Origin of the sequence: Streptomyces venezuelae (genome assembly GCF_008642315.1) — a bacterium.
Lineage (GTDB): Bacteria > Actinomycetota > Actinomycetes > Streptomycetales > Streptomycetaceae > Streptomyces > Streptomyces venezuelae_D.
This window is the reverse complement of the sequence record NZ_CP029192.1, coordinates 3747741-3772076: the sequence shown is the minus strand read 5'-3', so window position 1 is coordinate 3772076 and position 24336 is coordinate 3747741. Positions and strand designations below refer to the sequence as shown.

The 24336-nt window shown below is 67.3% G+C and carries 22 protein-coding genes and 1 tRNA gene; 20 read left to right on the top strand and 3 right to left on the bottom strand.

The window, feature by feature from the left end; genetic code table 11:
- The first annotated feature begins 86 nt into the window (after positions 1-86).
- The 6 genes from rpmG (at position 87) to DEJ48_RS16000 (ending at position 4620) form a co-directional block, all read left to right on the top strand.
- Positions 87-251 carry a 50S ribosomal protein L33 gene (gene rpmG / locus DEJ48_RS16025; RefSeq protein ID WP_004571794.1) on the top strand — a complete coding sequence of 55 codons (165 nt, stop codon included), beginning with the start codon at positions 87-89 and terminating at the stop codon, positions 249-251.
- Between the two features lie 104 nt (positions 252-355).
- Positions 356-808 (top strand): MaoC family dehydratase N-terminal domain-containing protein, encoded by a 453-nt coding sequence (locus DEJ48_RS16020; RefSeq protein ID WP_150216799.1) that lies wholly within the window; start codon positions 356-358, stop codon positions 806-808.
- Positions 809-812: 4 nt separating this feature from the next.
- Positions 813-1241, top strand: coding sequence for a MaoC family dehydratase (locus DEJ48_RS16015; RefSeq protein WP_150216798.1), 429 nt, complete (start codon positions 813-815; stop codon positions 1239-1241).
- A gap of 136 nt (positions 1242-1377) precedes the next feature.
- Entirely contained in the window at positions 1378-1935 is a 558-nt protein-coding gene (locus DEJ48_RS16010; protein ID WP_190537439.1) for a TetR/AcrR family transcriptional regulator, read from the top strand.
- Positions 1936-2009: 74 nt separating this feature from the next.
- Positions 2010-3464: an MFS transporter gene (locus DEJ48_RS16005; protein ID WP_150216795.1), complete on the top strand. Its 1455-nt coding sequence runs from the start codon at positions 2010-2012 to the stop codon at positions 3462-3464.
- 37 nt (positions 3465-3501) lie between these two features.
- On the top strand, positions 3502-4620 hold the full coding sequence (locus DEJ48_RS16000) for a UDP-N-acetylmuramate dehydrogenase (RefSeq protein WP_190537998.1): 1119 nt from the start codon (positions 3502-3504) through the stop codon (positions 4618-4620).
- A 16-nt stretch (positions 4621-4636) separates the two neighbouring features.
- On the opposite strand, the gene DEJ48_RS15995 is transcribed toward DEJ48_RS16000, so the two are convergent.
- Positions 4637-5269, bottom strand: a complete 633-nt coding sequence (locus tag DEJ48_RS15995) for an NAD(P)-dependent oxidoreductase (protein ID WP_150216791.1) — start codon at positions 5267-5269, stop codon at positions 4637-4639.
- Positions 5270-5356: 87 nt separating this feature from the next.
- Here DEJ48_RS15995 and DEJ48_RS15990 point away from each other — a divergent pair, with 87 nt between their 5' ends.
- Entirely contained in the window at positions 5357-5959 is a 603-nt protein-coding gene (locus DEJ48_RS15990; RefSeq protein WP_150216789.1) for a TetR/AcrR family transcriptional regulator, read from the top strand.
- A 3-nt stretch (positions 5960-5962) separates the two neighbouring features.
- Here DEJ48_RS15990 and DEJ48_RS15985 read toward each other — a convergent pair whose 3' ends face one another.
- Together DEJ48_RS15985 and DEJ48_RS15980 are read right to left on the bottom strand one after the other, a co-directional pair.
- Positions 5963-6997 carry an adenosine deaminase gene (locus tag DEJ48_RS15985; RefSeq protein ID WP_150216787.1) on the bottom strand — a complete coding sequence of 345 codons (1035 nt, stop codon included), beginning with the start codon at positions 6995-6997 and terminating at the stop codon, positions 5963-5965.
- A 125-nt stretch (positions 6998-7122) separates the two neighbouring features.
- On the bottom strand, positions 7123-8349 hold the full coding sequence (locus DEJ48_RS15980; RefSeq protein WP_150216785.1) for a pyridoxal phosphate-dependent aminotransferase: 1227 nt from the start codon (positions 8347-8349) through the stop codon (positions 7123-7125).
- Positions 8350-8530: 181 nt separating this feature from the next.
- Between DEJ48_RS15980 and DEJ48_RS15975 the strand changes: the two genes are divergently transcribed.
- The 13 genes from DEJ48_RS15975 (at position 8531) to rpsG (ending at position 24303) form a co-directional block, all read left to right on the top strand.
- A tRNA-Trp gene (locus tag DEJ48_RS15975) sits at positions 8531-8603 on the top strand.
- Positions 8604-8710: 107 nt separating this feature from the next.
- On the top strand, positions 8711-8998 hold the full coding sequence (secE, locus tag DEJ48_RS15970) for a preprotein translocase subunit SecE (RefSeq protein WP_150216783.1): 288 nt from the start codon (positions 8711-8713) through the stop codon (positions 8996-8998).
- Between the two features lie 77 nt (positions 8999-9075).
- A complete protein-coding gene (nusG, locus tag DEJ48_RS15965) occupies positions 9076-9978 on the top strand; it encodes a transcription termination/antitermination protein NusG (RefSeq protein ID WP_150216781.1) in 903 nt (300 codons plus the stop codon).
- A 166-nt stretch (positions 9979-10144) separates the two neighbouring features.
- Positions 10145-10579, top strand: coding sequence for a 50S ribosomal protein L11 (gene rplK, locus DEJ48_RS15960; RefSeq protein WP_030782612.1), 435 nt, complete (start codon positions 10145-10147; stop codon positions 10577-10579).
- Positions 10580-10668: 89 nt separating this feature from the next.
- The gene (gene rplA, locus DEJ48_RS15955) at positions 10669-11391 is read left to right on the top strand and encodes a 50S ribosomal protein L1 (protein WP_150216780.1); all 723 of its coding nucleotides are present in this window, start codon (positions 10669-10671) and stop codon (positions 11389-11391) included.
- Positions 11392-11548: 157 nt separating this feature from the next.
- The gene (locus DEJ48_RS15950; RefSeq protein WP_150216778.1) at positions 11549-12445 is read left to right on the top strand and encodes a hypothetical protein; all 897 of its coding nucleotides are present in this window, start codon (positions 11549-11551) and stop codon (positions 12443-12445) included.
- 133 nt (positions 12446-12578) lie between these two features.
- Positions 12579-13565: a hypothetical protein gene (locus DEJ48_RS15945; RefSeq protein WP_223832060.1), complete on the top strand. Its 987-nt coding sequence runs from the start codon at positions 12579-12581 to the stop codon at positions 13563-13565.
- Between the two features lie 261 nt (positions 13566-13826).
- Positions 13827-14357 (top strand): 50S ribosomal protein L10, encoded by a 531-nt coding sequence (rplJ, locus tag DEJ48_RS15940; protein WP_150216777.1) that lies wholly within the window; start codon positions 13827-13829, stop codon positions 14355-14357.
- 110 nt (positions 14358-14467) lie between these two features.
- A complete protein-coding gene (gene rplL, locus DEJ48_RS15935; protein WP_150171067.1) occupies positions 14468-14851 on the top strand; it encodes a 50S ribosomal protein L7/L12 in 384 nt (127 codons plus the stop codon).
- 574 nt (positions 14852-15425) lie between these two features.
- A complete protein-coding gene (gene rpoB, locus DEJ48_RS15925; protein WP_150216775.1) occupies positions 15426-18911 on the top strand; it encodes a DNA-directed RNA polymerase subunit beta in 3486 nt (1161 codons plus the stop codon).
- Positions 18912-19007: 96 nt separating this feature from the next.
- Positions 19008-22922, top strand: coding sequence for a DNA-directed RNA polymerase subunit beta' (locus DEJ48_RS15920; protein WP_150216773.1), 3915 nt, complete (start codon positions 19008-19010; stop codon positions 22920-22922).
- Between the two features lie 536 nt (positions 22923-23458).
- Complete coding sequence (rpsL, locus tag DEJ48_RS15915) at positions 23459-23830, top strand: 30S ribosomal protein S12 (RefSeq protein ID WP_003948652.1); 372 nt, start codon at positions 23459-23461, stop codon at positions 23828-23830.
- A 2-nt stretch (positions 23831-23832) separates the two neighbouring features.
- On the top strand, positions 23833-24303 hold the full coding sequence (gene rpsG, locus DEJ48_RS15910; protein ID WP_003974303.1) for a 30S ribosomal protein S7: 471 nt from the start codon (positions 23833-23835) through the stop codon (positions 24301-24303).
- Positions 24304-24336 lie beyond the last annotated feature (33 nt).

Sequence of the window (24336 nt, the reverse complement as noted above, 5' to 3'; positions counted from 1 at the left end):
AACGGTAGCCGATTGTGGGGTCGGTCCTTCGATCGGCTACTCTTTTATGCGTTCATCCGTCCATCCGTCCGTCAAGGAGCACTCACGTGGCTGCCACCGACGTCCGCCCGAAGATCACGCTGGCCTGCGTGGAGTGCAAGGAGCGGAACTACATCACCAAGAAGAACCGGCGTAACGACCCGGACCGTCTTGAGATGAAGAAGCACTGCCCGCGCTGCAACGCGCACACTGCGCACCGCGAAACGCGCTAAACACAGGCTCGTACACGAGGCCGTCCCCGATTGTTGGGGGCGGCCTCGCGTCGTGTTGTGCGAAGCCATCTGCAACGAAACCAACCGCAGGAGGTGCCGAGTCCATGGCGCTCGACCAGTCCTTCGTGGGGCGTTCCTATCCCCCCACTGATCCTTATGAGGTCGGCCGGGAGAAGATCCGCGAGTTCGCCGAGGCCGTGGGGGACACCAATCCCGCGTACGCCGACACGGAAGCGGCCAAGGCGCTCGGTCACCCCGATGTGATCGCCCCGCCGACTTTTGTGTTCGCGATCACTTTCAAGGCCGCGGGTCAGGTCATCGAGGACCCGCAGCTGGGACTCGACTACAGCCGCGTCGTGCACGGCGACCAGAAGTTCGCCTACACCCGCCCGGTGCGTGCGGGCGACCGGCTCACGGTGACCTCGACCATCGAGGCGATCAAGTCGATGGCGGGCAACGACATCCTGGACATCCGCGGTGAGGTCCACGACGAGGCCGGCGAGCACGTCGTGACCGCCTGGACCAAGCTCGTGGCGCGTGCGGCGGAAGGGGCCTGAGGCGATGACGGCGAAGATTGCGTACGAGGACGTCGAGGTCGGCACCGAGCTGCCGCCCCGGACCTTCCCCGTGACACGCGCCACTCTCGTGCAGTACGCGGGCGCCTCCGGGGACTTCAACCCGATCCACTGGAACGAGAAGTTCGCACGCGAGGTCGGCCTTCCCGACGTCATCGCGCACGGCATGTTCACCATGGCCGAGGCGATCCGCGTCGTGACCGACTGGGTGGGCGACCCGGGAGCCGTCGTCGAGTACGGCGTGCGCTTCACCAAGCCCGTCATCGTCCCGAACGACGACAAGGGCGCCACCATAGAGGTCAGCGCCAAGGTCGCCGCCGTGCTGGACGACAACCGCGTGCGCGTCGACCTGCTCGCGAAGAGCGGGGACCAGAAAGTCCTCGGCATGTCGCGCGCCGTCGTACAGCTCGCCTGACAACTGCTCGGGTAAGGGGCGTCCTCAATGGGAGGGCGCCCCTTACTCATGCCCTGGAGTGCTCGTCACTCATGCCCCGGAGTGCTCGTCCGCGGACCGGCTTGACGGCTTAGTGATTGACCACTAACTTAATCGCATGGTCAGGATGAGCGCAGAAGAGCGGCGCGAAAGCGTCATCCGCGCGGCGATGGTCGAGTTCGCCCGCGGTGGCTACAACGGCACTTCCACCGAGGTCATCGCCAAGCGGGTGGGTGTCTCGCAGCCGTATCTCTTCCGCCTCTTCCCGAGCAAGCAGTCCATCTTCCTCGCCGCCTCCGGGCGGTGCTGCCAGGAGGTCACGGAGGTCTTCCGCAAGGCGGCCGAGGGGCTGGAGGGGGAGGAGGCCCTGCACTCCATGGGGAGGGCCTATCAGGCCCTCATCGCCGAGGACCCGGACAAGCTCCTCATGCAGATGCAGATGTACGTCGCCGTGGCCTCCGCGGAGGCGTCCGGCGACCGGGAGTTCGGCGACGCGCTGCGGGCCGCCTGGATGGACATGTACGACACGGTCCGCCTCGCGCTGGGGGCGGACGTCGACGAGACGACGCAGTTCTTGGCGTACGGAATGCTGATCAACGTCCTGGTGTCGATGGGGTTCCGGCCCGACCACCGGGTGTGGGCCGGCTTCTACGACTCGGCGCAGCCCAAGGGATGAGTCGCGCGGGGCAGAGGGGCCTCCTTCTGTGCCCACGAAAGTTAGTCATCAATAACTAACCAACAGGGGAAGCAATGCCGGAGCAGAAAGCGCAGCCAGAGCAGACGGCGTCGCGCGGGGGAATGGTCTGGGCCCTCGTCATCACGAGCGTCGCCGGGTTCATGGCGGCACTCGACAACCTCGTCGTCACCACCGCCCTGCCCTCCATCCGCGAGGACCTCGGGGGCGCCCTGCACGACCTCGAATGGACCGTGAGCGCCTACACCCTCACCTTCGCCGTGCTGCTGATGTTCGGCGCGGCCCTGGGCGACCGGTACGGGCGCCGCCGCCTCTTCACCGTCGGCCTCACGATCTTCACCGCCGCCTCCGCCGCCGCGGCGCTCGCACCCGGCCTGGACGCGCTGATCGCCGCCCGCGCGGTGCAGGGCGTCGGCGCCGCCATCATGATGCCGCTCACGCTGACCCTGCTGACGGCGGCCGTACCGCAGGCCAAGCGCGGCATGGCGTACGGCATCTGGGGCGCCGTCAACGGCCTCGCGGTCGCCAGTGGCCCGCTGATCGGCGGCAGCCTCACCGAGCACGTCTCCTGGCAGTGGATCTTCTGGCTGAACGTCCCGCTGGGGCTCGCCCTGCTGCCGCTCGCCCGGCTGCGCCTCGCCGAGTCCCACGCCCCCGGCGCGCGACTGGACACGGCCGGCACGCTGCTCGCCAGCGGCGGGCTCTTCGGAATCGTGTACGCCCTTGTCCGCGGCCCCATCGACGGCTGGTCCAGTGCCACCGTCCTCGTCAGCCTGAGCGCGGGCGTCCTCCTGCTCGGCGGTTTCATCCGGCACGGGATGCGCCACAGGGCGCCGATGCTGCCGATGCGCCTCTTCCGTAGTCGTGCCTTCGCGGGAATCAACGCGGCGAGCCTGCTGATGTTCCTCGGGATGTTCGGTTCGATCTTCCTGCTCAGCCAGTACATGCAGGGCGTCCTCGGCTACTCGCCCACCGAGGCCGGGCTGCGCATGCTGCCCTGGACCGGCATGCCGATGCTCATCTCGCCGCTGGCCGGCTACCTCTCCGACCGGATCGGCGGCCGCCCGGTCGTCGCCGCCGGCCTCTTCTTCCAGGCCGTGGGCCTCGCCTGGTACGCGGTCGTGGTGACGCCCGACGTCTCGTACGCCACCCAGCTGCCGGCGCTGATCATCAGCGGCATCGGGATGTCCCTCTACTTCGCACCGGCGTCCAACCTGGTCATGTCCAGCGTGCGACCGCAGGAGCAGGGCATCGCGTCCGGCGCCAACAACGCGCTGCGCGAGGTCGGCGGCGCCCTCGGCATCGCCGTGATGTCCTCGATCTTCTCGGCCCAGGGCGGCTACGGCTCCGGGCAGGACTTCGTGAACGGCCTGGAGCCCGCGCTGTGGGTGGGCTCCGCGGTGGTGGCCCTCGCGGCGGTGGCGGCGCTCTGCATCCCGTCCCGTCGGCGGGCGGCCGGAGGGGCCGGGACGACCGCGTCCACGTCGGAGGACGAGCTGATCGCCGTCTGAGGGCGTGGGAGAGCGTCTGACGGACGCACGGGGGCGCCTGACAGACGTACGAGAACGGCCCCGCCCTGACCGGCGGGGCCGTTCTCGTACTCTTGAGCACGTGCAGGAACTCCACGATGCCCCGCTCGCCCCGCTGACCACCTTCCGGCTCGGCGGCCCCGCGACCCGTCTGATCACCGCGACGACCGACGCCGAGGTGATCGCCGCCGTCCGTGAGGCCGACGACTCCGGAACCCCGCTGCTGCTCATCGGCGGCGGATCGAACCTGGTCATCGGCGACAAGGGCTTCGACGGCACCGCCCTGCGCATCGCCACCCGGGGCTTCGCGCTCGACGGCACGAAGCTGGAGCTCGCCGCCGGCGAGGTCTGGACCGACGCGGTCGCTCGCACCGTCGAAGCGGGCCTGGCGGGCATCGAATGCCTCGCCGGCATCCCTGGCTCCGCGGGCGCGACCCCGATCCAGAACGTCGGGGCGTACGGCCAGGAGGTCTCCTCGACGATCACCGAAGTGGTCGCGTACGACAGGAAGACCCACGAGACCGTTGTGATGGCGAACGCCGAGTGCGCGTTCTCGTACCGCCACAGCCGCTTCAAGGCCGACCCCGACCGCTTCGTGGTGCTACGGGTCCGCTTCGAGCTCGAGGACGCGCAGGGGATGAGCGCGCCCCTCAAGTACCCCGAGACCGCGCGCACGCTCGGTGTCGAGGCGGGGGACCGGGTCCCGGCCGCGGTCGCCAGGGAGACTGTCCTCAAGCTCCGCGCGGGCAAGGGCATGGTGCTGGATCCCGAGGACCACGACAGCTGGTCCGCCGGGTCGTTCTTCACCAACCCGATCCTCACCGAGGAGGAGTTCACCGCCTTCCACGCGCGCGTGACGGAACGCCTCGGTGCGGACGTCGCCCCGCCCGCCTTCCCGACCGGCGACGGCCGCGTGAAGACCTCCGCCGCCTGGCTCATCGACAAGGCGGGCTTCACCAAGGGCTACGGAGAGGGCAGGGCCCGCATCTCCACCAAGCACACGCTCGCGCTCACCAACCGCGGCGGAGCGACCACCGAAGACCTGCTGGAGCTGGCCCGCGAGGTCGTCGCAGGGGTGCGGGACGCCTTCGGGGTCACCCTCGTCAACGAACCGGTGACGGTGGGCGTCAGCCTCTGAGGCATCCGGCGCGCGGCTAGTAGGCGACGCCCACGCCCTGCTTCACCGTCGACGCGTCGTCGATCGCCGCCAGCATGGCGTGCGCCACGTCCGCCCTGCCGATGAACCGGCCGCTGGTCGGGGTGCCGCCGACCACCCTGCGGTAGACACCCGTCGCCGGCTTGTCCTGGAGCCTCGGCGGCCGTACGGACGTCCAGTCCGTCGCGCTGCTCGCCAGCGCGGCCTCCATGGCCCGCAGATCGTCGTACACGGGCTTCAGGACCCTGGCGACCAGGGAGCCCATGATCCGGTCGACCGCGGGCTGACGCTCGGCCGGCGGGCCGACCGGCGCCGCGCTCACCACCACGAGCCTGCGCACCCCCTCGGCCTCCATCGCGCGCACCACCGACCGCGTGAGGTCCGCTGTGATCCCCGCGTCCGCCTTCTTGCGCGGGCCGAGACCCGAGAGGACCGCGTCCCGCCCGGTCACGGCCGCACGCAGGGCCTCCGGATCGGTCAGGTCGGCCCGGAGGACCTCAAGGCCCTCACCCGTCACGCTCAGCCGCGCGGGGTCCCGCACGACGGCGGTGACGCCGTGCCCCGCCGCGAGCGCCTGCCTGACGATCTCCCCGCCGACACCGCCGGTGGCACCGAAAACAGTGAGCTTCATTGCGCGTCCTCCCCGGGTGGGTAAGTATTCACTCACCACTAGGGTGAGTATCCACTCACCCATACGTCAAGGTTGGTTGGACGGCCCATGCAGCAGAAGCCCACCCGGGCCCGCATCCTCGACGCGGCGCACGAGCTCATGTTCACCCGCGGCCTGGCCCGCGCCACCACCAAGGAGATCGCCAAAGCGGCCGGCTGCTCCGAAGCCGCGCTCTACAAGCACTTCGCGAGCAAGGAAGAGCTGTTCGTGAGCGTGCTCAAGGAGCGGCTGCCCAGGCTGAACCCGCTCCTGAACGAGCTCGTGGAGAAGCCGGGGGAGCGCAGTGTCCTGGAGAACCTCACCGAGATCGCGATGCAGGCCAGCCGCTTCTACGCGGAGAGTTTCCCGATCGCCGCCTCCTTGTACGCGGAGACCCAGCTGAAGCGCCGCCACGAGGACTCCATGCGCGAGATGGGCACCGGCCCCCACGTGCCCATCGAGACCCTGGACGCCTATCTGCGGGCCGAGCGGGACGCGGGCCGGATCGCACCCGACGCCGACACGTTCGCGGCCGCCTCGCTCCTCATGGGCGCCTGCGCGCAGCGCGCCTTCGCCTACGACGCCACGGTCGGCAAGCAGCCCCCGCAGCCCGTCGAGGAGTTCGCCGCCGCACTCGCCCGCACGCTCCTGAAGGGCATCACGAGCGTGTAATCCCTACGAGGTCAGCCACTCGTCCACCCCGGCCAGCATCTTCCGCTGTACGTCGACGGGCGCGGCCGAGCCGCGGACCGACTGCCGGGCGAGCTCCGCCAGTTCGGCGTCGGTGAAGCCGTGGTGGGTGCGTGCGATGTCGTACTGGGCGGCGAGCCGCGACCCGAAGAGCAGCGGGTCGTCGGCGCCGAGGGCTATCGGCACCCCCGCCTCGAACAGCGCGCGCAGGGGGACGTCCTCCGGCTTTTCGTAGACCCCCAGGGCGACGTTGGACGCCGGGCACACCTCACAGGTGACGCCCCGGTCGGCGAGCCGCTTCAGGAGCCGCGGGTCCTCGGCGGCCCGCACCCCGTGCCCGATGCGCGCCGCGTCCAAGTCGTCCAGACAGTCCCGCACCGACGAGGGCCCGGTCAGCTCACCGCCGTGCGGCGCCGCGAGCAGACCGCCGTCGCGCGCGATGGCGAAGGCCCGGTCGAAGTCCCGTGCCATGCCGCGCCGCTCGTCGTTGGAGAGCCCGAAGCCGACGATGCCCCGGTCCGCGTACCGCACCGCGAGCCGCGCCAGCGTGCGGGCGTCCAGGGGGTGCTTCATGCGGTTCGCGGCGACCAGGACGCGCATGCCGAGGCCGGTCTCCCGCGAGGCGCTCTCGACGGCGTCCAGGATGATTTCCAGGGCCGGGATCAGGCCGCCGAGCCGCGGCGCGTAGGACGTCGGGTCGACCTGGATCTCCAGCCACCCCGAGCCGTCGCGCAGATCCTCCTCGGCGGCCTCTCGCACCAGGCGCCGGATGTCCTCGGGCTCGCGCAGACAGGAGCGCGCGGCGTCGTAGAGCCGCTGGAAGCGGAACCAGCCCCGCTCGTCCGTCGCGCGCAGCTTCGGGGGCTCGGCGCCGGTCAGCGCCTCCGGAAGACGCACTCCGTACTTGTCGGCCAGCTCAAGAAGGGTGCTCGACCGCATCGACCCGGTGAAGTGCAGGTGGAGATGGGCCTTCGGCAGGTCTCGTACGTCCCGTACACGCTCGTCTCGTACACGCTCCATTCGAGGATCTTGCCGTATGCACCTGGCGTCCCGGTAGCGGCTTTCCCCCTTCGGGGCCCCCTCCGAACGAAGAAACGGGCCGCCTCTCCGAAGGAGAGACGGCCCGCATGTTCTCGACGCAGCCCTCAGTCGCGGGCCTCGGCGAGCAGCTTCTGGATCCGCGAGACGCCCTCGACGAGGTCCTCGTCGCCCAGCGCGTACGAGAGGCGCAGGTAACCCGGCGTCCCGAAGGCCTCACCGGGAACGACCGCGACCTCGGCCTCCTCGAGGATGAGTGCGGCCAGCTCGACGGAGTCCTGCGGGCGCTTGCCGCGGATCTCCTTGCCGAGGAGGCCCTTCACCGAGGGGTACGCGTAGAAGGCACCCTCGGGCTCGGGGCAGATGACGCCCGCGATGTCGTTGAGCATCCGCACGATCGTCTGGCGGCGCCGGTCGAAGGCCTCGCGCATCTTCTCGACGGCGACCAGGTCTCCGGAGACGGCCGCGAGCGCGGCGGCCTGCGCGACGTTGGAGACATTGGACGTGGCGTGCGACTGCAGGTTCGTCGCGGCCTTGACGATGTCCTTCGGGCCGATGATCCAGCCCACGCGCCAGCCGGTCATCGCGTACGTCTTGGCGACGCCGTTGACCACGATGCACTTGTCGCGCAGCTCGGGAAGGATCGCGGGGAGCGAGGTGAACTTCGCGTCTCCGTAGACGAGGTGCTCGTAGATCTCGTCGGTCATGACCCACAGGCCGTGCTCGACGGCCCAGCGGCCGATCGCCTCGGCGTCGGCCTCGCTGTAGACGGCGCCCGTCGGGTTCGACGGCGACACGAAGAGGACGAGCTTCGTGCGCTCCGTGCGCGCGGCCTCCAACTGCTCGACGGAGACGCGGTAGCCGGTGGTCTCGTCGGCGACGACCGGGACCGGGACACCGCCCGCGAGGCGGATCGACTCCGGGTAGGTGGTCCAGAACGGTGCGGGGACGATGACCTCGTCGCCCGGGTCGAGGACCGCGGCGAACGCTTCGTAGATGGCCTGCTTGCCGCCGTTGGTCACCAGGATCTGCGACGCGTCGACCTCGTAGCCCGAGTCACGGAGGGTCTTCGCGGCGATCGCCGCCTTGAGCTCGGGGAGGCCCCCGGCCGGCGTGTAGCGGTGGAACTTCGGGTTCTTGCAGGCCTCGACGGCGGCTTCGACGATGTAGTCCGGAGTCGGGAAGTCGGGCTCGCCCGCCCCGAAGCCGATCACCGGTCTTCCTGCGGCCTTGAGGGCCTTGGCCTTGGCATCGACAGCGAGGGTCGCGGACTCGGAGATCGCGCCGATGCGCGCGGAGACCCGGCGCTCGGTCGGAGAAGTAGCAGCGCTCATGGCCCCATCGTTCCAGACCCGAAACGGCCCCGGTGCGCGGGTTTCCAAGACCGTCGCAGCCCTTTCTGTTCGACGGGGCGCCGCAGAGCACGTACACTCACTGCTCGTTGGCCCTCACCGGCCGCTTTCTCTCAGCGCACTCCGTGCACATGGGCGGATGCGGTAGGTTGGGGGAAACCAAAGGGTCGTAGCTCAATTGGTAGAGCACTGGTCTCCAAAACCAGCGGTTGGGGGTTCAAGTCCCTCCGGCCCTGCTACACACTCCTTCGCCAGGATGTGTGCGCATGTACGTACTGCAATGCACCGCCGTGCGGCTCAACCGGGCGCGGCACGGCCACGACCCGGAATCAGGTGAGGACGAGTGACGGACGCCGTGGGCTCCATCGACAAGCCTGATGCCCAGGACGAGTCGACGGAGTCCCAGAAGAAGGCCCGCAAGGGCGGCAAGCGTGGCAAGAAGGGCCCCTTCGGCCGTCTCGCGCTCTTCTACCGTCAGATCATCGCGGAGCTCCGCAAGGTCGTCTGGCCGACTCGCAGCCAGCTCACGACCTACACCACAGTGGTGATTGTCTTCGTCGTCATCATGATCGGTCTCGTGACCGTGATTGACTATGGCTTCAGCCACGCTGTCAAGTACATCTTCGGCTGAGCCGATAGCGAAGGGCGCCGTTCCTGGCGCCCCTTTCGCGCGTTCCACCCCTCTGTATCCAGGAAGAAGCAGCCACCGTGTCTGACCCGAACCTGAACGACGCCGTTGAGCCTCGCGGAGAGAACGCGGAGTCCGTGGAGGACCAGCTCGACATCGTCGAGGCGGCGGACGCCGAGGACCCGGACCAGGCCGACGCTGCCGACGCCGCCGCGGGTGAGCCCGCCGAAGAGGCCGCCATCCACCTCGAGGGTGACGCCGAGGCCGTAGCGGAGTCCGAGGAGGACGAGACCGCCGCTGCCGACGTCGCCGACGAGGAGGACGTCGAGGCCGCCGCGGACGAGCCCGAGGAGGAGGCCGAGCCGGTCGACCCGATCGTGGCCCTCCGCGAGGAGCTCCGCACCCTCCCCGGCGAGTGGTACGTCATCCACACCTACGCCGGTTACGAGAACCGCGTGAAGACCAACCTCGAGCAGCGTGCCGTCTCGCTGAACGTCGAGGACTTCATCTTCCAGGCCGAGGTGCCGCAGGAAGAGGTCGCGCAGATCAAGAACGGCGAGCGCAAGACCATCCGCCAGAACAAGCTCCCCGGCTACGTGCTGGTGCGCATGGACCTGACGAACGAGTCCTGGGGCGTCGTCCGCAACACGCCCGGCGTCACCGGCTTCGTCGGCAACGCCTACGACCCGTACCCGCTGACCCTGGACGAGATCGTCAAGATGCTCGCCCCGGAGGCCGAGGAGAAGGCCGCCCGCGAGGCCGCCGAGGCCGAGGGCAAGCCGGCTCCGGCCCGCAAGGTCGAGGTGCAGGTCCTGGACTTCGAGGTGGGCGACTCGGTCACCGTCACCGACGGCCCGTTCGCGACGCTGCAGGCGACGATCAACGAGATCAACGCCGACTCGAAGAAGGTCAAGGGCCTCGTCGAGATCTTCGGTCGCGAGACCCCGGTCGAGCTCAGCTTCGACCAGATCCAGAAGAACTGACGTTCCTGGAACACACGCCTCCGAACAGGTCAGACGGGCTGTCAAAGCCGGTCTGACCTGCTCGGTTTTTAGCCGCGCGACTATACCCGTTATCGTTGTGCGGTATGCCTCCATCCGGATGACCGGATGGTCGGCTGAAAACTCTCACTAGGACCCGGAGAGAGCAATGCCTCCCAAGAAGAAGAAGGTCACGGGGCTGATCAAGCTCCAGATCCAGGCTGGTGCCGCCAACCCGGCCCCGCCGGTCGGCCCCGCGCTGGGCCAGCACGGCGTCAACATCATGGAGTTCTGCAAGGCCTACAACGCCGCGACCGAGTCGCAGCGTGGCTGGGTGATCCCGGTGGAGATCACGGTCTACGAAGACCGTTCCTTCACCTTCATCACCAAGACGCCGCCGGCCGCCAAGATGATCCTGAAGGCCGCTGGTGTCGAGAAGGGCTCCGGCGAGCCCCACAAGACCAAGGTCGCCAAGGTCACCGAGGCGCAGATCCGCGAGATCGCGCAGACCAAGATGGAAGACCTCAACGCCAACGACCTGGACGCCGCGTCGAAGATCATCGCCGGCACCGCCCGTTCCATGGGCATCACGGTCGAGGGCTGAGCTCCTCCCCCCGTCTGACCTTTCTCAAGTGGTAGGGCCAAGCGCTGGTCCGAACCACGACTCCATACCTGAACAAACCAGGAGCAGAAGTGAAGCGCAGCAAGACTCTCCGCGCTGCGGACGCCAAGATCGACCGGGAGAAGCTGTACGCCCCGCTCGAGGCCGTCCGTCTCGCCAAGGAGACCTCCTCGACCAAGTTCGACGGCACCGTCGAGGTCGCCATGCGTCTGGGTGTCGACCCGCGCAAGGCCGACCAGATGGTCCGCGGCACCGTGAACCTCCCGCACGGCACCGGCAAGACCGCCCGGGTCCTGGTCTTCGCGACCGGTGACCGTGCTGCGGCCGCGGAAGCCGCTGGGGCCGACATCGTCGGCGCCGACGAGCTCATCGACGAGGTCGCGAAGGGCCGCCTGGACTTCGACGCCGTCGTCGCCACCCCGGACCTCATGGGCAAGGTCGGCCGCCTCGGCCGCGTGCTCGGTCCGCGTGGTCTGATGCCGAACCCGAAGACCGGCACCGTGACCCCCGATGTCGTGAAGGCTGTCAACGACATCAAGGGCGGCAAGATCGAGTTCCGCGTCGACAAGCACTCGAACCTGCACTTCATCATCGGCAAGGTGTCCTTCGACGACACCAAGCTGGTGGAGAACTACGCCGCGGCCCTGGAGGAGATCCTCCGTCTGAAGCCGTCGGCCGCCAAGGGGCGCTACATCAAGAAGGCCGCCCTCACCACCACGATGGGCCCCGGCATCCCGCTGGACTCGAACCGCACCCGCAACCTCCTCACCGAGGAGGACCCGGCCGCCGTCTGATCCTGACGGCAGCCGCGTCGCGTACGCGTTCTGTGGACGGGCCCCGCAACCTTTCGAGGTGCGGGGCCCGTCCTGTTTGTGTACGGGCCTTTCGGATACGTGTGTCAGTGGGCTGCGCTAGCGTGCAGGCTCCATGAATGCCAAGGGGTGGGACGACATGAACAGCACGACCATGCGCCGAGCCGGTCTCTCGATCGCGGTGGTCGCCGCGCTGACGGGGCTCACGGCCTGCGGTTCGGGTGACTCCTCGAACAAGGCGGACGGCAGCGGCAAGGACGAGGGCGGCATCAAGCTCAGCCCCATAGCCGCCCTGCGCACCGTCGAGAAGTCGACCGACAAGGCGGACACCGCCCGGATCGACGGCACCACCACCATGGGCTCGCTGAGCTCCATGGACATGAAGGGCGTCATGGGCTGGTCCGACGGCATCACGGGGAACGTGACGGTGACCTTCACCGGCGGCTCGCAGGCCCAGCAGATGAAGCAGATGGGCGCGACGAAGCTCGACTACCGCTACTTGAAGAACGGCTTCTACGCGAACATGGGGGACACGTTCGCGTCCCAGGCGGGCGGCGGCAAGCACTGGCTCGAGTACGACTACGCGACGCTGGCGGAGATGAGCGGCGCCGCGGGCGAGGCCTTCCAGGACCAGATGCAGAACACCACCCCGAACCAGTCGGTGAAGATGCTGCTGGCCTCCGGCGACGTGAAGCGCGTCGGCGAGGAGGAGGTCCGCGGGAAGAAGGCCGTCCACTACTCGGGCAAGGTCGACGTCGCGGACTTCACCGCGAAGAGCGCGGACCTGGACGCGGACAAGCTGGCCGAGCTGAAGAAGCAGTTCGAGCAGGCCGGTCTGAGCACCGAGACGATCGACATCTGGGTCGACGAGGACGACCTGCTGGTCAAGAAGAGCGAGAAGGGCGAGACGAAGAACGGCACCTTCTCGCAGACGGCCTACTACAGCGACTACGGCACCGAGCTGAACGTGGAGAAGCCGCCGGCGTCGGACACCATGAGCTTCAAGGACCTCATGAACAAGCAGCCCGCCGTATGACCCCCTGAGCTGCCCGTCGCATGCCCCTGCGTTGCCCGCCGGATAACTCCTGCGCTCCCCACCCCGCCCCTCGGGTACTCTCGGTGAACAAAGTTGTGTCGATCATGTGTTCTTTGTGCCAAGGGGTGGGGTCATGACTGCAGGTGTCGTCAAGGGACGCAGAGGGCGTCAGCGGGTGGCGGGGGCCGTGCTCAGCACCGCGCTGCTCTGTGTCGGCGCGGTGGCGTGCGGGGGCTCGGACGACAAGTCCGACAAGGCGGGCGCGGGGGAGATCCAGTCGCGCTCGCAGGTCACCGACGTCATCACGGCCGCGTACAAGAAGACCTCGGCCGCCAAGTCGGCCAAGGTCAAGATGACCATGTCCACGCCGCCCGGCGAGCTGGGCAAGGCGATGGGCGGCTCCGGTGAGATGAAGATGACCGGCGTCATGGGCTGGGACCCGACCGTCATGGACGTGACGGTGTCGGGCTCCGCGCTCACGGAGGGTGACCCGGAGGCTCCGGAGAAGATCCGGATGCTCTGGAGCGACAACGTCATGTACATGGACATGGGTGCCAAGGCGGCCAAGGACATGGAAGGCAAGCGCTGGGTCAAGATGGACCTCAACGCCATCGCGAAGCAGGCCGGTGACGACAAGCTCGCCAAGCAGATGACCGGCGGCCTGGACAGCATGAACCAGGACCCCGCGCAGCAGCTCGCGATGCTCCTGGACTCGCCGAACCTCAAGCACCTGGGCTCCGCGCAGGTCGACGGCGAGCAGACCCAGCGGTACAAGGGCCGGCTCACCGTCAAGGAGATGGCGGAGTCCAACAAGGGCCTGAAGGACGTGCTCAGCGAGAGCGAGCGCGAGCAGCTGTTCAAGAACATCGAGAAGTCGGGCATCAAGGGCTACGACACCGAGGTCTGGGTCAACGAGGACGACTACCCGGTCCGCATGGACATCGACATGAAGACGCCCCAGGGCACGGTGAAGACGTCGCAGACCTTCTCCGACTACGGCGCGGCGACCAAGGTGACGCCGCCGTCGGCCGGGGACACCCTGGACATGATGAAGATGTTCGAGGAGCTCGGGAAGCTCGGCAAGGACGGCTCGGATGCCGGTTCGGACAGCGCCTTCTGACCGGATTTGCTTGCCGCGGACCCGTTCGCGTACTCTTCCACAGAAGCCAAAGACCGCTGGTCGTTGCCGTGTCCTCGCAAGAGGGTGCGGTGGCCGAAGGATCCGCTGAAACGGCGGACGACCCGCGCAGGTGACTGTGGATGTGCTCCTGGATCGCATGCGATTCGGTTGAGCTCACGCCCCGTGCGCCTGCGCCGGGGCGTTTCGTTTTGTCGGCCCCTTCTGAGCGGTCCTCATCACCCGGAAGGAGGCCGACGCTCTATGCCGACGCCCGACAAGGCTGCCGCGGTAGCCGAGCTCACGGACAAGTTCCGCAGCTCGAACGCCGCCGTGCTGACCGAGTACCGGGGTCTCACCGTGGCCCAGCTCAAGCAGCTGCGCCGTTCCCTCGGTGAGAACTCCGAGTACGCCGTGGTGAAGAACACGCTGACCAAGATTGCGGCCAACGAGGCCGGGATCAACACGCTGGACGACCTCTTCACGGGTCCGACGGCGGTTGCCTTCGTCACCGGTGACCCGGTGGAGTCGGCGAAGGGTCTTCGTGACTTCGCCAAGGACAACCCGAACCTCGTCATCAAGGGCGGTGTCCTTGACGGCAAGGCGCTGTCCGCCGATGAGTTCAAGAAGCTCGCGGACCTCGAGTCCCGCGAGGTTCTGCTCGCCAAGCTGGCGGGCGCCATGAAGGGCAAGCAGTCGCAGGCTGCCGCGCTCTTCCAGGCGCTTCCCTCGAAGTTCGTCCGCACCGCGGAGGCGCTTCGTGCCAAGAAGGCCGAGCAGGGCGGTGCCGAGTAATTCGGCTCGCACATTGACCGCCGCCTGAGGCGACGGTCACCGCGGGCCCAACGTACGCCCGCCTTCATATACACCCGGCACCAGCCGAATTAGTGGAAGGATCGCCCATCATGGCGAAGCTCAGCCAGGAAGACCTGCTTGCCCAGTTCGAGGAGCTCACGCTCATCGAGCTCGCCGAGTTCGTGAAGGCCTTCGAGGAGAAGTTCGACGTCACCGCCGCCGCTCCGGTCGCCGTTGCCGCCGGTGGCGCCGCTGCCGCCCCGGCCGAGGCCGAGGCCGAGCAGGACGAGTTCGACGTCATCCTCACGGGCGCCGGCGAGAAGAAGATCCAGGTCATCAAGGTCGTGCGTGAGCTGACCTCGCTGGGTCTCAAGGAGGCCAAGGACCTCGTCGACGGCACCCCGAAGCCGGTCCTCGAGAAGGTCGCCAAGGACGCCGCGGAGAAGGCCGCCGAGGCCCTCAAGGGCGCCGGCGCCTCCGTCGAGGTCAAGTGACCTCACGAGTCGTCTGACTCTCTTTCCCGTTCGTACGGCTGAGGCTGTAACGCACGGGTCGCCAAAGGCGATCACCCATGTGGGTGGTCGCCTTTCGGCGTTCACGGGCGTCCTGCGAAGGGTGCCTTGCGATGTCGGTCCCGGCGAGTATGGTGATCTTCGTTGTGCCCTCGGGGCGGCCCGTGACGGTGACGATCTCTGAGTGATGTCGGGGCAGGGGGGCCTTGACGAACCGCACGCAGCGCGCAATTCTCAGGACGCGTCGTCACAACGATCCGGATCCGAGGCATGGATCGGCGGCGAAGAGGGCAGTATCGATGTGCATCGAGGGCGTGGCTTGCAGCAGGGGTTGAGAACAACGAGGGTCTTCAAAAACCCGCACTGGACATCAGTGGGCCGAGTGGCTACACTGACCCTTTGCGCTGCCTGTTAGCTGCCTCCTGCCCGTCACCAGGGGCATGCCCATGCTTGAGCACTGTGGACCTGACTCTCCCTGACCTGGGATGTCTGTCTCTGTGTCCAGCCTGGGACCGGTACGCGCGTAGTGAGTCCGAGCCCTCGGAAGGACCCCCTCTTGGCCGCCTCGCGCACTGCCTCGACCGCGAATACGAACAACGGCGCCAGCACCGCCCCGCTGCGCATCTCCTTTGCAAAGATCAAGGAGCCCCTCGAGGTTCCCAACCTGCTCGCGCTGCAGACCGAGAGCTTTGACTGGCTGCTCGGGAACACCGCGTGGCAGAGTCGGGTCGAGGCGGCTCTTGAGTCCGGTCAGGACGTCCCCACCAAGTCCGGTCTGGAGGAGATCTTCGAGGAGATCTCCCCGATCGAGGACTTCTCCGGGTCGATGTCGCTGACCTTCCGCGACCACCGTTTTGAGCCTCCGAAGAACTCCATCGACGAGTGCAAGGAGCGCGACTTCACGTTCGCCGCCCCGCTCTTCGTCACCGCCGAGTTCACCAACAACGAGACCGGCGAGATCAAGTCGCAGACGGTCTTCATGGGCGACTTCCCGCTCATGACGAACAAGGGCACCTTCGTCATCAACGGCACCGAGCGTGTCGTGGTGTCGCAGCTGGTCCGTTCGCCCGGTGTGTACTTCGATTCCTCGATCGACAAGACGTCCGACAAGGACATCTTCTCCGCCAAGATCATCCCGTCCCGGGGTGCCTGGCTGGAGATGGAGATCGACAAGCGCGACATGGTCGGTGTCCGCATCGACCGCAAGCGCAAGCAGTCGGTCACCGTTCTGCTCAAGGCTCTCGGTTGGACGACCGAGCAGATCCTCGAGGAGTTCGGCGAGTACGAGTCCATGCGCGCCACCCTGGAGAAGGACCACACCCAGGGTCAGGACGACGCGCTGCTCGACATCTACCGCAAGCTCCGTCCGGGCGAGCCGCCGACCCGTGAGGCCGCTCAGACGCTGCTCGAGAACCTCTACTTCAACCCGAAGCGCTACGACCTCGCGAAGGTCGGCCGCTACAAGGTGAACAAGAAGCTGGGTGCGGACGCTCCGCTCGACGCGGGCATCCTCACGGTCGAGGACATCATCGCCTCGATCAAGTACCTGGTGAAGCTGCACGCCGGTGAGGTCGAGACCGTTGGCGACAGCGGCACGTCGATCGTCGTCGAGACCGACGACATCGACCACTTCGGCAACCGTCGTCTGCGCAACGTCGGCGAGCTCATCCAGAACCAGGTCCGCACGGGTCTGGCTCGTATGGAGCGCGTCGTCCGTGAGCGCATGACGACCCAGGACGTCGAGGCGATCACGCCGCAGACCCTGATCAACATCCGCCCGGTCGTGGCGTCGATCAAGGAATTCTTCGGCACCTCGCAGCTGTCGCAGTTCATGGACCAGAACAACCCGCTGTCGGGTCTGACGCACAAGCGTCGTCTCTCGGCGCTGGGTCCCGGTGGTCTGTCCCGTGAGCGGGCCGGCTTCGAGGTCCGTGACGTGCACCCGTCTCACTACGGCCGCATGTGCCCGATTGAGACCCCTGAAGGCCCGAACATCGGTCTGATCGGTTCGCTCGCCTCCTACGGCCGCGTCAACGCGTTCGGCTTCGTCGAGACGCCGTACCGCAAGGTCGTCGAGGGCCAGGTCACCGACGACGTCGACTACCTGACGGCCGACGAGGAGGACCGCTTCGTCATCGCGCAGGCCAACGCCCCGCTGACGGACGACCTCCACTTCGCCGAGGCCCGCGTCCTGATCCGCCGCCGTGGCGGAGAGATCGACTACGTGCCCGGCACGGACGTCGACTACATGGACGTCTCGCCGCGCCAGATGGTGTCCGTCGCGACCGCGATGATCCCCTTCCTGGAGCACGACGACGCCAACCGTGCCCTCATGGGCGCGAACATGATGCGTCAGGCCGTGCCGCTGATCACCGCCGAGGCCCCCCTCGTCGGCACCGGCATGGAGTACCGCTGCGCGGTCGACGCCGGTGACGTGATCAAGGCCGAGAAGGCCGGTGTGGTCCAGGAGGTGTCCGCGGACTACGTCACGGTGACCAACGACGACGGCACGTACACCACGTACCGCATCGCCAAGTTCTCCCGGTCGAACCAGGGCACCTCGGTCAACCAGAAGGTTGTCGTCGACGAGGGCGCCCGCGTGATCGAGGGCCAGGTCCTGGCCGACGGTCCCGCGACCGAAGAGGGCGAGATGGCCCTCGGCAAGAACCTGCTCGTGGCGTTCATGCCGTGGGAGGGTCACAACTACGAGGACGCGATCATCCTGTCGCAGCGCCTCGTGCAGGACGACGTCCTCTCCTCGATCCACATCGAGGAGCACGAGGTCGACGCCCGTGACACCAAGCTCGGCCCGGAGGAGATCACCCGGGACATCCCGAACGTCTCCGAAGAGGTCCTCGCCGACCTCGACGAGCGCGGCATCATCCGTATCGGTGCCGAGGTCGTCGCCGGCGACATCCTCGTCGGCAAGGTCACGCCCAAGGGTGAGACCGAGCTGACGCCGGAGGAGCGCCTGCTCCGCGCGATCTTCGGTGAGAAGGCGCGCGAGGTCCGTGACACCTCCCTGAAGGTGCCGCACGGCGAGATCGGCAAGGTCATCGGCGTCCGCGTCTTCGACCGTGAAGAGGGCGACGAGCTGCCGCCGGGCGTGAACCAGCTGGTTCGTGTCTACGTGGCGCAGAAGCGCAAGATCACGGACGGTGACAAGCTCGCCGGCCGCCACGGCAACAAGGGCGTCATCTCGAAGATCCTGCCCATCGAGGACATGCCGTTCCTCGAGGACGGAACTCCGGTCGACATCATCCTGAACCCGCTGGGTGTGCCGTCCCGAATGAACCCGGGACAGGTCCTGGAGATCCACCTCGGCTGGCTCGCCAGCCGCGGCTGGGACGTCTCCGGCCTCGCGGACGAGTGGGCGCAGCGCCTGCAGGCCATCGGCGCCGACCAGGTCGACCCCGGCACGAACGTCGCCACCCCCGTCTTCGACGGTGCGCGTGAGGACGAGCTCGCCGGTCTGCTGCAGCACACCATCCCGAACCGCGACGGCGAGCGCATGGTGCTCCCGTCCGGCAAGGCGCAGCTGTTCGACGGCCGCTCCGGTGAGCCGTTCCCGGACCCGATCTCGGTCGGGTACATGTACATCCTCAAGCTGCACCACCTGGTCGACGACAAGCTCCACGCTCGTTCGACCGGTCCGTACTCGATGATCACCCAGCAGCCGCTGGGTGGTAAGGCACAGTTCGGTGGCCAGCGCTTCGGTGAGATGGAGGTGTGGGCGCTGGAGGCATACGGCGCCGCGTACGCCCTCCAGGAGCTGCTGACGATCAAGTCCGACGACGTGACCGGCCGCGTGAAGGTCTACGAGGCCATCGTCAAGGGCGAGAACATCCCCGAGCCCGGCATTCCCGAGTCCTTCAAGGTGCTCATCAAGGAAATGCAGTCCCTGTGCCTCAACGTGGAGGTGCTGTCCTCGGACGGCATGTCCATCGAGATGCGCGACACCGACGAGGACGTCTTCCGCGCGGCGGAGGAGCTCGGCATCGACCTGTCCCGGCGCGAGCCGAGCAGCGTCGAAGAGGTCTGACGGGTTGGCCGGCCGGACCCCGTGTCCGGCCGGCTCTCCCCGGACCCGTTCAGACCATGATTGAGACTCGACCCCGAAAGAGGGATTGACGACAAAGTGCTCGACGTCAACTTCTTCGACGAGCTGCGGATCGGCCTTGCCACCGCGGACGACATCCGACAGTGGTCCCACGGCGAGGTCAAGAAGCCGGAGACCATCAACTACCGCACCCTGAAGCCCGAAAAGGACGGACTCTTCTGCGAGAAGATCTTCGGTCCGACCCGGGACTGGGAGTGCTACTGCGGCAAGTACAAGCGTGTCCGCTTCAAGGGCATCATCTGTGAGCGCTGCGGCGTCGAGGTCACTCGCGCCAAGGTGCGTCGTGAGCGGATGGGCCACATCGAGCTGGCCGCCCCTGTCACGCACATCTGGTACTTCAAGGGCGTCCCGTCGCGCCTCGGCTACCTGCTGGACCTCGCCCCGAAGGACCTCGAGAAGGTCATCTACTTCGCGGCGTACATGATCACGTTCGTGGACGAGGAGCGTCGCACCCGCGACCTGCCGTCCCTGGAGGCGCACGTCTCCGTCGAGCGTCAGCAGATCGAGAACCGTCGCGACTCCGACCTGGAGGCCCGCGCCAAGAAGCTCGAGACCGACCTGGCCGAGCTCGAGGCCGAGGGTGCCAAGGCCGACGTGCGCCGCAAGGTGCGCGAGGGCGCCGAGCGCGAGATGAAGCAGCTGCGCGACCGTGCGCAGCGCGAGATCGACCGTCTCGACGAGGTGTGGAACCGCTTCAAGAACCTCAAGGTCCAGGACCTCGAGGGCGATGAGCTGCTCTACCGCGAGCTGCGTGACCGCTTCGGCACGTACTTCGACGGCTCGATGGGTGCCGCGGCGCTGCAGAAGCGCCTGGAGTCCTTCGACCTCGACGAGGAGGCCGAGCGCCTCCGCGAGATCATCCGTACCGGCAAGGGCCAGAAGAAGACCCGTGCGCTCAAGCGCCTCAAGGTCGTCTCCGCGTTCCTGCAGACCTCGAACAGCCCCAAGGGCATGGTTCTGGACTGCGTGCCGGTCATCCCGCCGGACCTGCGTCCGATGGTGCAGCTGGACGGTGGCCGCTTCGCGACCTCCGACCTGAACGACCTGTACCGCCGCGTGATCAACCGCAACAACCGCCTGAAGCGCCTTCTCGACCTCGGTGCGCCCGAGATCATCGTGAACAACGAGAAGCGCATGCTCCAGGAGGCCGTCGACGCGCTCTTCGACAACGGCCGTCGTGGTCGCCCGGTGACGGGCCCCGGCAACCGTCCGCTGAAGTCGCTGTCCGACATGCTCAAGGGCAAGCAGGGTCGTTTCCGTCAGAACCTGCTCGGCAAGCGTGTGGACTACTCCGCGCGTTCCGTGATCGTCGTCGGTCCGCAGCTGAAGCTGCACCAGTGTGGTCTGCCGAAGGCCATGGCGCTGGAGCTCTTCAAGCCGTTCGTGATGAAGCGCCTGGTCGACCTGAACCACGCGCAGAACATCAAGAGCGCCAAGCGGATGGTCGAGCGCGGCCGCACGGTCGTGTACGACGTCCTCGAAGAGGTCATCGCCGAGCACCCGGTTCTGCTGAACCGTGCGCCCACGCTGCACCGCCTCGGCATCCAGGCCTTCGAGCCGCAGCTGGTCGAGGGCAAGGCCATTCAGATCCACCCGCTCGTCTGCACCGCGTTCAACGCGGACTTCGACGGTGACCAGATGGCCGTGCACCTGCCGCTCTCCGCGGAGGCGCAGGCCGAGGCCCGCATCCTGATGCTGTCCTCGAACAACATCCTCAAGCCGGCCGACGGCCGTCCGGTCACGATGCCGACCCAGGACATGGTCCTCGGTCTGTTCTTCCTGACCACCGACGGTGAGCTCCGTGACACCAAGGGCGAGGGCCGCGCGTTCGGCTCCACGGCCGAGGCGATCATGGCGTTCGACGCCGGTGAGCTCGCGCTGCAGTCGACCGTCGACATCCGCTTCCCGGTGGGCACCATCCCGCCGCGCGGCTGGACCCCGCCGGTCTCCGAGGCGGGCGACGAGGGCGTCGAGGAGCGGCCGTACCAGCAGGGCGACAGCTTCCGGCTGCGTACGTCGCTTGGCCGTGCGCTCTTCAACGAGCTGCTGCCCGAGGACTACCCCTTCGTCGACTACTCGGTCGGCAAGAAGCAGCTCTCCGAGATCGTCAACGACCTCGCCGAGCGCTACCCCAAGGTCATCGTGGCGGCGACGCTCGACAACCTGAAGGCGGCGGGCTTCTACTGGGCGACCCGTTCCGGCGTCACCGTGGCCATCTCCGACGTCGTGGTCCCCGCGGCCAAGAAGGAGATCGTCGCGGGCTACGAGGCCCAGGACGAGAAGGTCCAGAAGCAGTACGAGCGCGGTCTGATCACCAAGGACGAGCGCACGCAGGAGCTCATCGCGATCTGGACCAAGGCGACCAACGAGGTTGCCGAGGCGATGAACGCGAACTTCCCGAAGACGAACCCCATCTTCATGATGGTTGACTCGGGTGCCCGAGGAAACATGATGCAGATGCGTCAGATCGCGGGTATGCGTGGTCTGGTGTCGAACGCGAAGAACGAGACCATCCCGCGTCCGATCAAGGCCTCGTTCCGTGAGGGCCTCACCGTCCTCGAGTACTTCATCTCCACGCACGGTGCCCGTAAGGGTCTGGCGGACACGGCTCTCCGTACCGCCGACTCCGGTTACCTCACCCGTCGTCTGGTCGACGTCTCGCAGGACGTCATCATTCGCGAGGAGGACTGTGGCACCGAGCGCGGTCTGAAGCTCAAGATCGCGGTCAAGGGCGAGGACGGTGTGCTCCGCAAGACGGAGAACGTCGAGACCTCGGTGTACGCCCGCATGCTGGCCGAGGACGTCGTCATCGACGGCAAGGTCATCGCGCCGGCCAACGTCGACCTCGGTGACGTCCTCATCGACGCCCTGGTCGCCAACGGCGTCGAGGAGGTCAAGACCCGCTCGGTCCTGACCTGTGAGTCCGCGGTCGGCACCTGTGCCTTCTGCTACGGCCGTTCGCTCGCCACCGGCAAGCTGGTCGACATCGGTGAGGCGGTCGGCATCATCGCCGCCCAGTCCATCGGTGAGCCCGGTACCCAGCTGACGATGCGTACCTTCCACACCGGTGGTGTGGCCGGTGACGACATCACCCAGGGTCTGCCCCGTGTCGTCGAGCTCTTCGAGGCTCGTACGCCGAAGGGTGTCGCCCCGATCTCCGAGGCCGCGGGCCGCGTCCGCATCGAGGAGACGGAGAAGACCAAGAAGCTCGTCGTGACCCCGGACGACGGCAGCGACGAGACGGCGTTCCCGATCTCGAAGCGCGCCAAGGTCCTGGTCCGCGAGGGCGACCACGTCGAGGTGGGCCAGAAGCTCACCTTCGGTGCGACGAACCCGCACGACGTGCTGCGGATCCTCGGTCAGCGCGCGGTCCAGGTCCACCTGGTCGGCGAGGTCCAGAAGGTCTACAACTCGCAGGGTGTGTCGATCCACGACAAGCACATCGAGATCATCATCCGGCAGATGCTGCGCCGCGTGACGATCATCGAGTCCGGCGACGCGGAGCTGCTGCCGGGCGAGCTCGTCGAGCGCTCGAAGTTCGAGACCGAGAACCGTCGTGTGGTCACGGAAGGCGGCCACCCGGCCTCCGGCCGTCCGCAGCTGATGGGTATCACCAAGGCCTCGCTGGCGACGGAATCCTGGCTGTCGGCCGCCTCCTTCCAGGAGACGACCCGAGTCCTGACGGATGCGGCGATCAACGCCAAGTCCGACAGCCTCATCGGCCTCAAGGAGAACGTCATCATCGGTAAGCTCATCCCGGCCGGTACGGGTCTCTCCCGCTACCGCAACATCCGGGTCGAGCCGACCGAGGAGGCCAAGGCCGCGATGTACTCGGCCGTCGGCTACGACGACATCGACTACTCGCCGTTCGGCACGGGCTCCGGGCAGGCTGTGCCGCTGGAGGACTACGACTACGGGCCGTACAACCAGTAGGACCCACGTCTGTTGAAGGGCGGTCACCCCGTTTCGTACGGGGTGACCGCCCTTCGGCGTTCCTCCGGGCCGGTCCACGGGCCGTGGGCGGCCGCGTCGTGCGCCCGTGGGGGCAGGGTGTGACCTCATGCCGGGAGTGGCCGTCCTGGCGCCTCTGAGGCGCGTGCCGTTTCTGCCGTTCGCCCCGGATCCTCGTGCGGAAAGAGCGCTCGCCGTAATCGCAGGATCACGCGGATGGGCAATCGATCAAGGATTTCGCGCGGCCGGTTTGATCTTTAGATGTCCGGCGTGTCGCGCTGGACTGCATTTGTTTTGACCAGACTCGATGAGGTAGGTACGCTCAGACCTTGTGCCTGGGGTGTGCCTGGGCTCGCGCGCGTGTCATCAACCGCTGCGGGAGTCCGAGAACGGCCACCGTAATCTGCGCCCCTTTCCGCCTTGCGGCGGGAGTCTGCAGCATTCGACACACCCGACCGCGTGGGTCGGCGAAGTTCCGGGTTAGCTTTACTATTCGGCACACAGAAACCGGAGAAGTAGTGCCTACGATCCAGCAGCTGGTCCGTAAGGGCCGGCAGGACAAGGTCGAGAAGAACAAGACGCCCGCACTCGAGGGTTCGCCCCAGCGCCGTGGCGTCTGCACGCGTGTGTTCACGACCACCCCGAAGAAGCCGAACTCGGCCCTGCGTAAGGTCGCGCGTGTGCGTCTGACCAGCGGGATCGAGGTCACCGCTTACATTCCGGGTGAGGGGCACAACCTGCAGGAGCACTCCATCGTGCTCGTGCGTGGTGGCCGTGTGAAGGACCTGCCTGGTGTTCGTTACAAGATCATCCGCGGTTCCCTCGACACCCAGGGTGTCAAGAACCGCAAGCAGGCCCGCAGCCGCTACGGCGCCAAGAAGGAGAAGTAAGAATGCCTCGTAAGGGCCCCGCCCCGAAGCGCCCGGTCATCATCGACCCGGTCTACGGTTCTCCTCTGGTGACCTCCCTCATCAACAAGGTGCTGCTGAACGGCAAGCGCTCCACCGCCGAGCGCATCGTGTACGGCGCCATGGAGGGCCTGCGCGAGAAGACCGGCAACGACCCGGTCATCACGCTGAAGCGCGCGCTCGAGAACATCAAGCCGACCCTCGAGGTCAAGTCCCGCCGTGTCGGTGGCGCGACCTACCAGGTCCCGATCGAGGTCAAGCCGGGCCGTGCGAACACGCTCGCCCTGCGCTGGCTCGTCGGTTACTCCCGCGCCCGTCGCGAGAAGACCATGACCGAGCGTCTGCTCAACGAGCTCCTCGACGCCTCCAACGGCCTCGGTGCCGCTGTGAAGAAGCGCGAGGACACCCACAAGATGGCCGAGTCCAACAAGGCCTTCGCGCACTACCGCTGGTAGTCGCTACCCCCATCGAGACCGAGAGAAGACTGA

What these genes read in the sequence shown, in the direction of transcription:
- DEJ48_RS16020 (WP_150216799.1), top strand. Translation starts at nt 356, where the DNA reads ATGGCGCTCGACCAGTCCTTCGTGGGGCGTTCCTATCCCCCCACTGAT.
- DEJ48_RS16015 (WP_150216798.1), top strand. Translation starts at nt 813, where the DNA reads ATGACGGCGAAGATTGCGTACGAGGACGTCGAGGTCGGCACCGAGCTG.
- DEJ48_RS16010 (WP_190537439.1), top strand. Translation starts at nt 1,378, where the DNA reads ATGGTCAGGATGAGCGCAGAAGAGCGGCGCGAAAGCGTCATCCGCGCG.
- DEJ48_RS16005 (WP_150216795.1), top strand. Translation starts at nt 2,010, where the DNA reads ATGCCGGAGCAGAAAGCGCAGCCAGAGCAGACGGCGTCGCGCGGGGGA.
- DEJ48_RS15995 (WP_150216791.1), bottom strand. Translation starts at nt 5,269, where the DNA reads ATGAAGCTCACTGTTTTCGGTGCCACCGGCGGTGTCGGCGGGGAGATC.
- DEJ48_RS15990 (WP_150216789.1), top strand. Translation starts at nt 5,357, where the DNA reads ATGCAGCAGAAGCCCACCCGGGCCCGCATCCTCGACGCGGCGCACGAG.
- DEJ48_RS15985 (WP_150216787.1), bottom strand. Translation starts at nt 6,997, where the DNA reads ATGGAGCGTGTACGAGACGAGCGTGTACGGGACGTACGAGACCTGCCG.
- DEJ48_RS15980 (WP_150216785.1), bottom strand. Translation starts at nt 8,349, where the DNA reads ATGAGCGCTGCTACTTCTCCGACCGAGCGCCGGGTCTCCGCGCGCATC.
- rplK (WP_030782612.1), top strand. Translation starts at nt 10,145, where the DNA reads ATGCCTCCCAAGAAGAAGAAGGTCACGGGGCTGATCAAGCTCCAGATC.
- DEJ48_RS15950 (WP_150216778.1), top strand. Translation starts at nt 11,549, where the DNA reads ATGAACAGCACGACCATGCGCCGAGCCGGTCTCTCGATCGCGGTGGTC.
- DEJ48_RS15945 (WP_223832060.1), top strand. Translation starts at nt 12,579, where the DNA reads ATGACTGCAGGTGTCGTCAAGGGACGCAGAGGGCGTCAGCGGGTGGCG.
- rplJ (WP_150216777.1), top strand. Translation starts at nt 13,827, where the DNA reads ATGCCGACGCCCGACAAGGCTGCCGCGGTAGCCGAGCTCACGGACAAG.
- rplL (WP_150171067.1), top strand. Translation starts at nt 14,468, where the DNA reads ATGGCGAAGCTCAGCCAGGAAGACCTGCTTGCCCAGTTCGAGGAGCTC.
- rpsG (WP_003974303.1), top strand. Translation starts at nt 23,833, where the DNA reads ATGCCTCGTAAGGGCCCCGCCCCGAAGCGCCCGGTCATCATCGACCCG.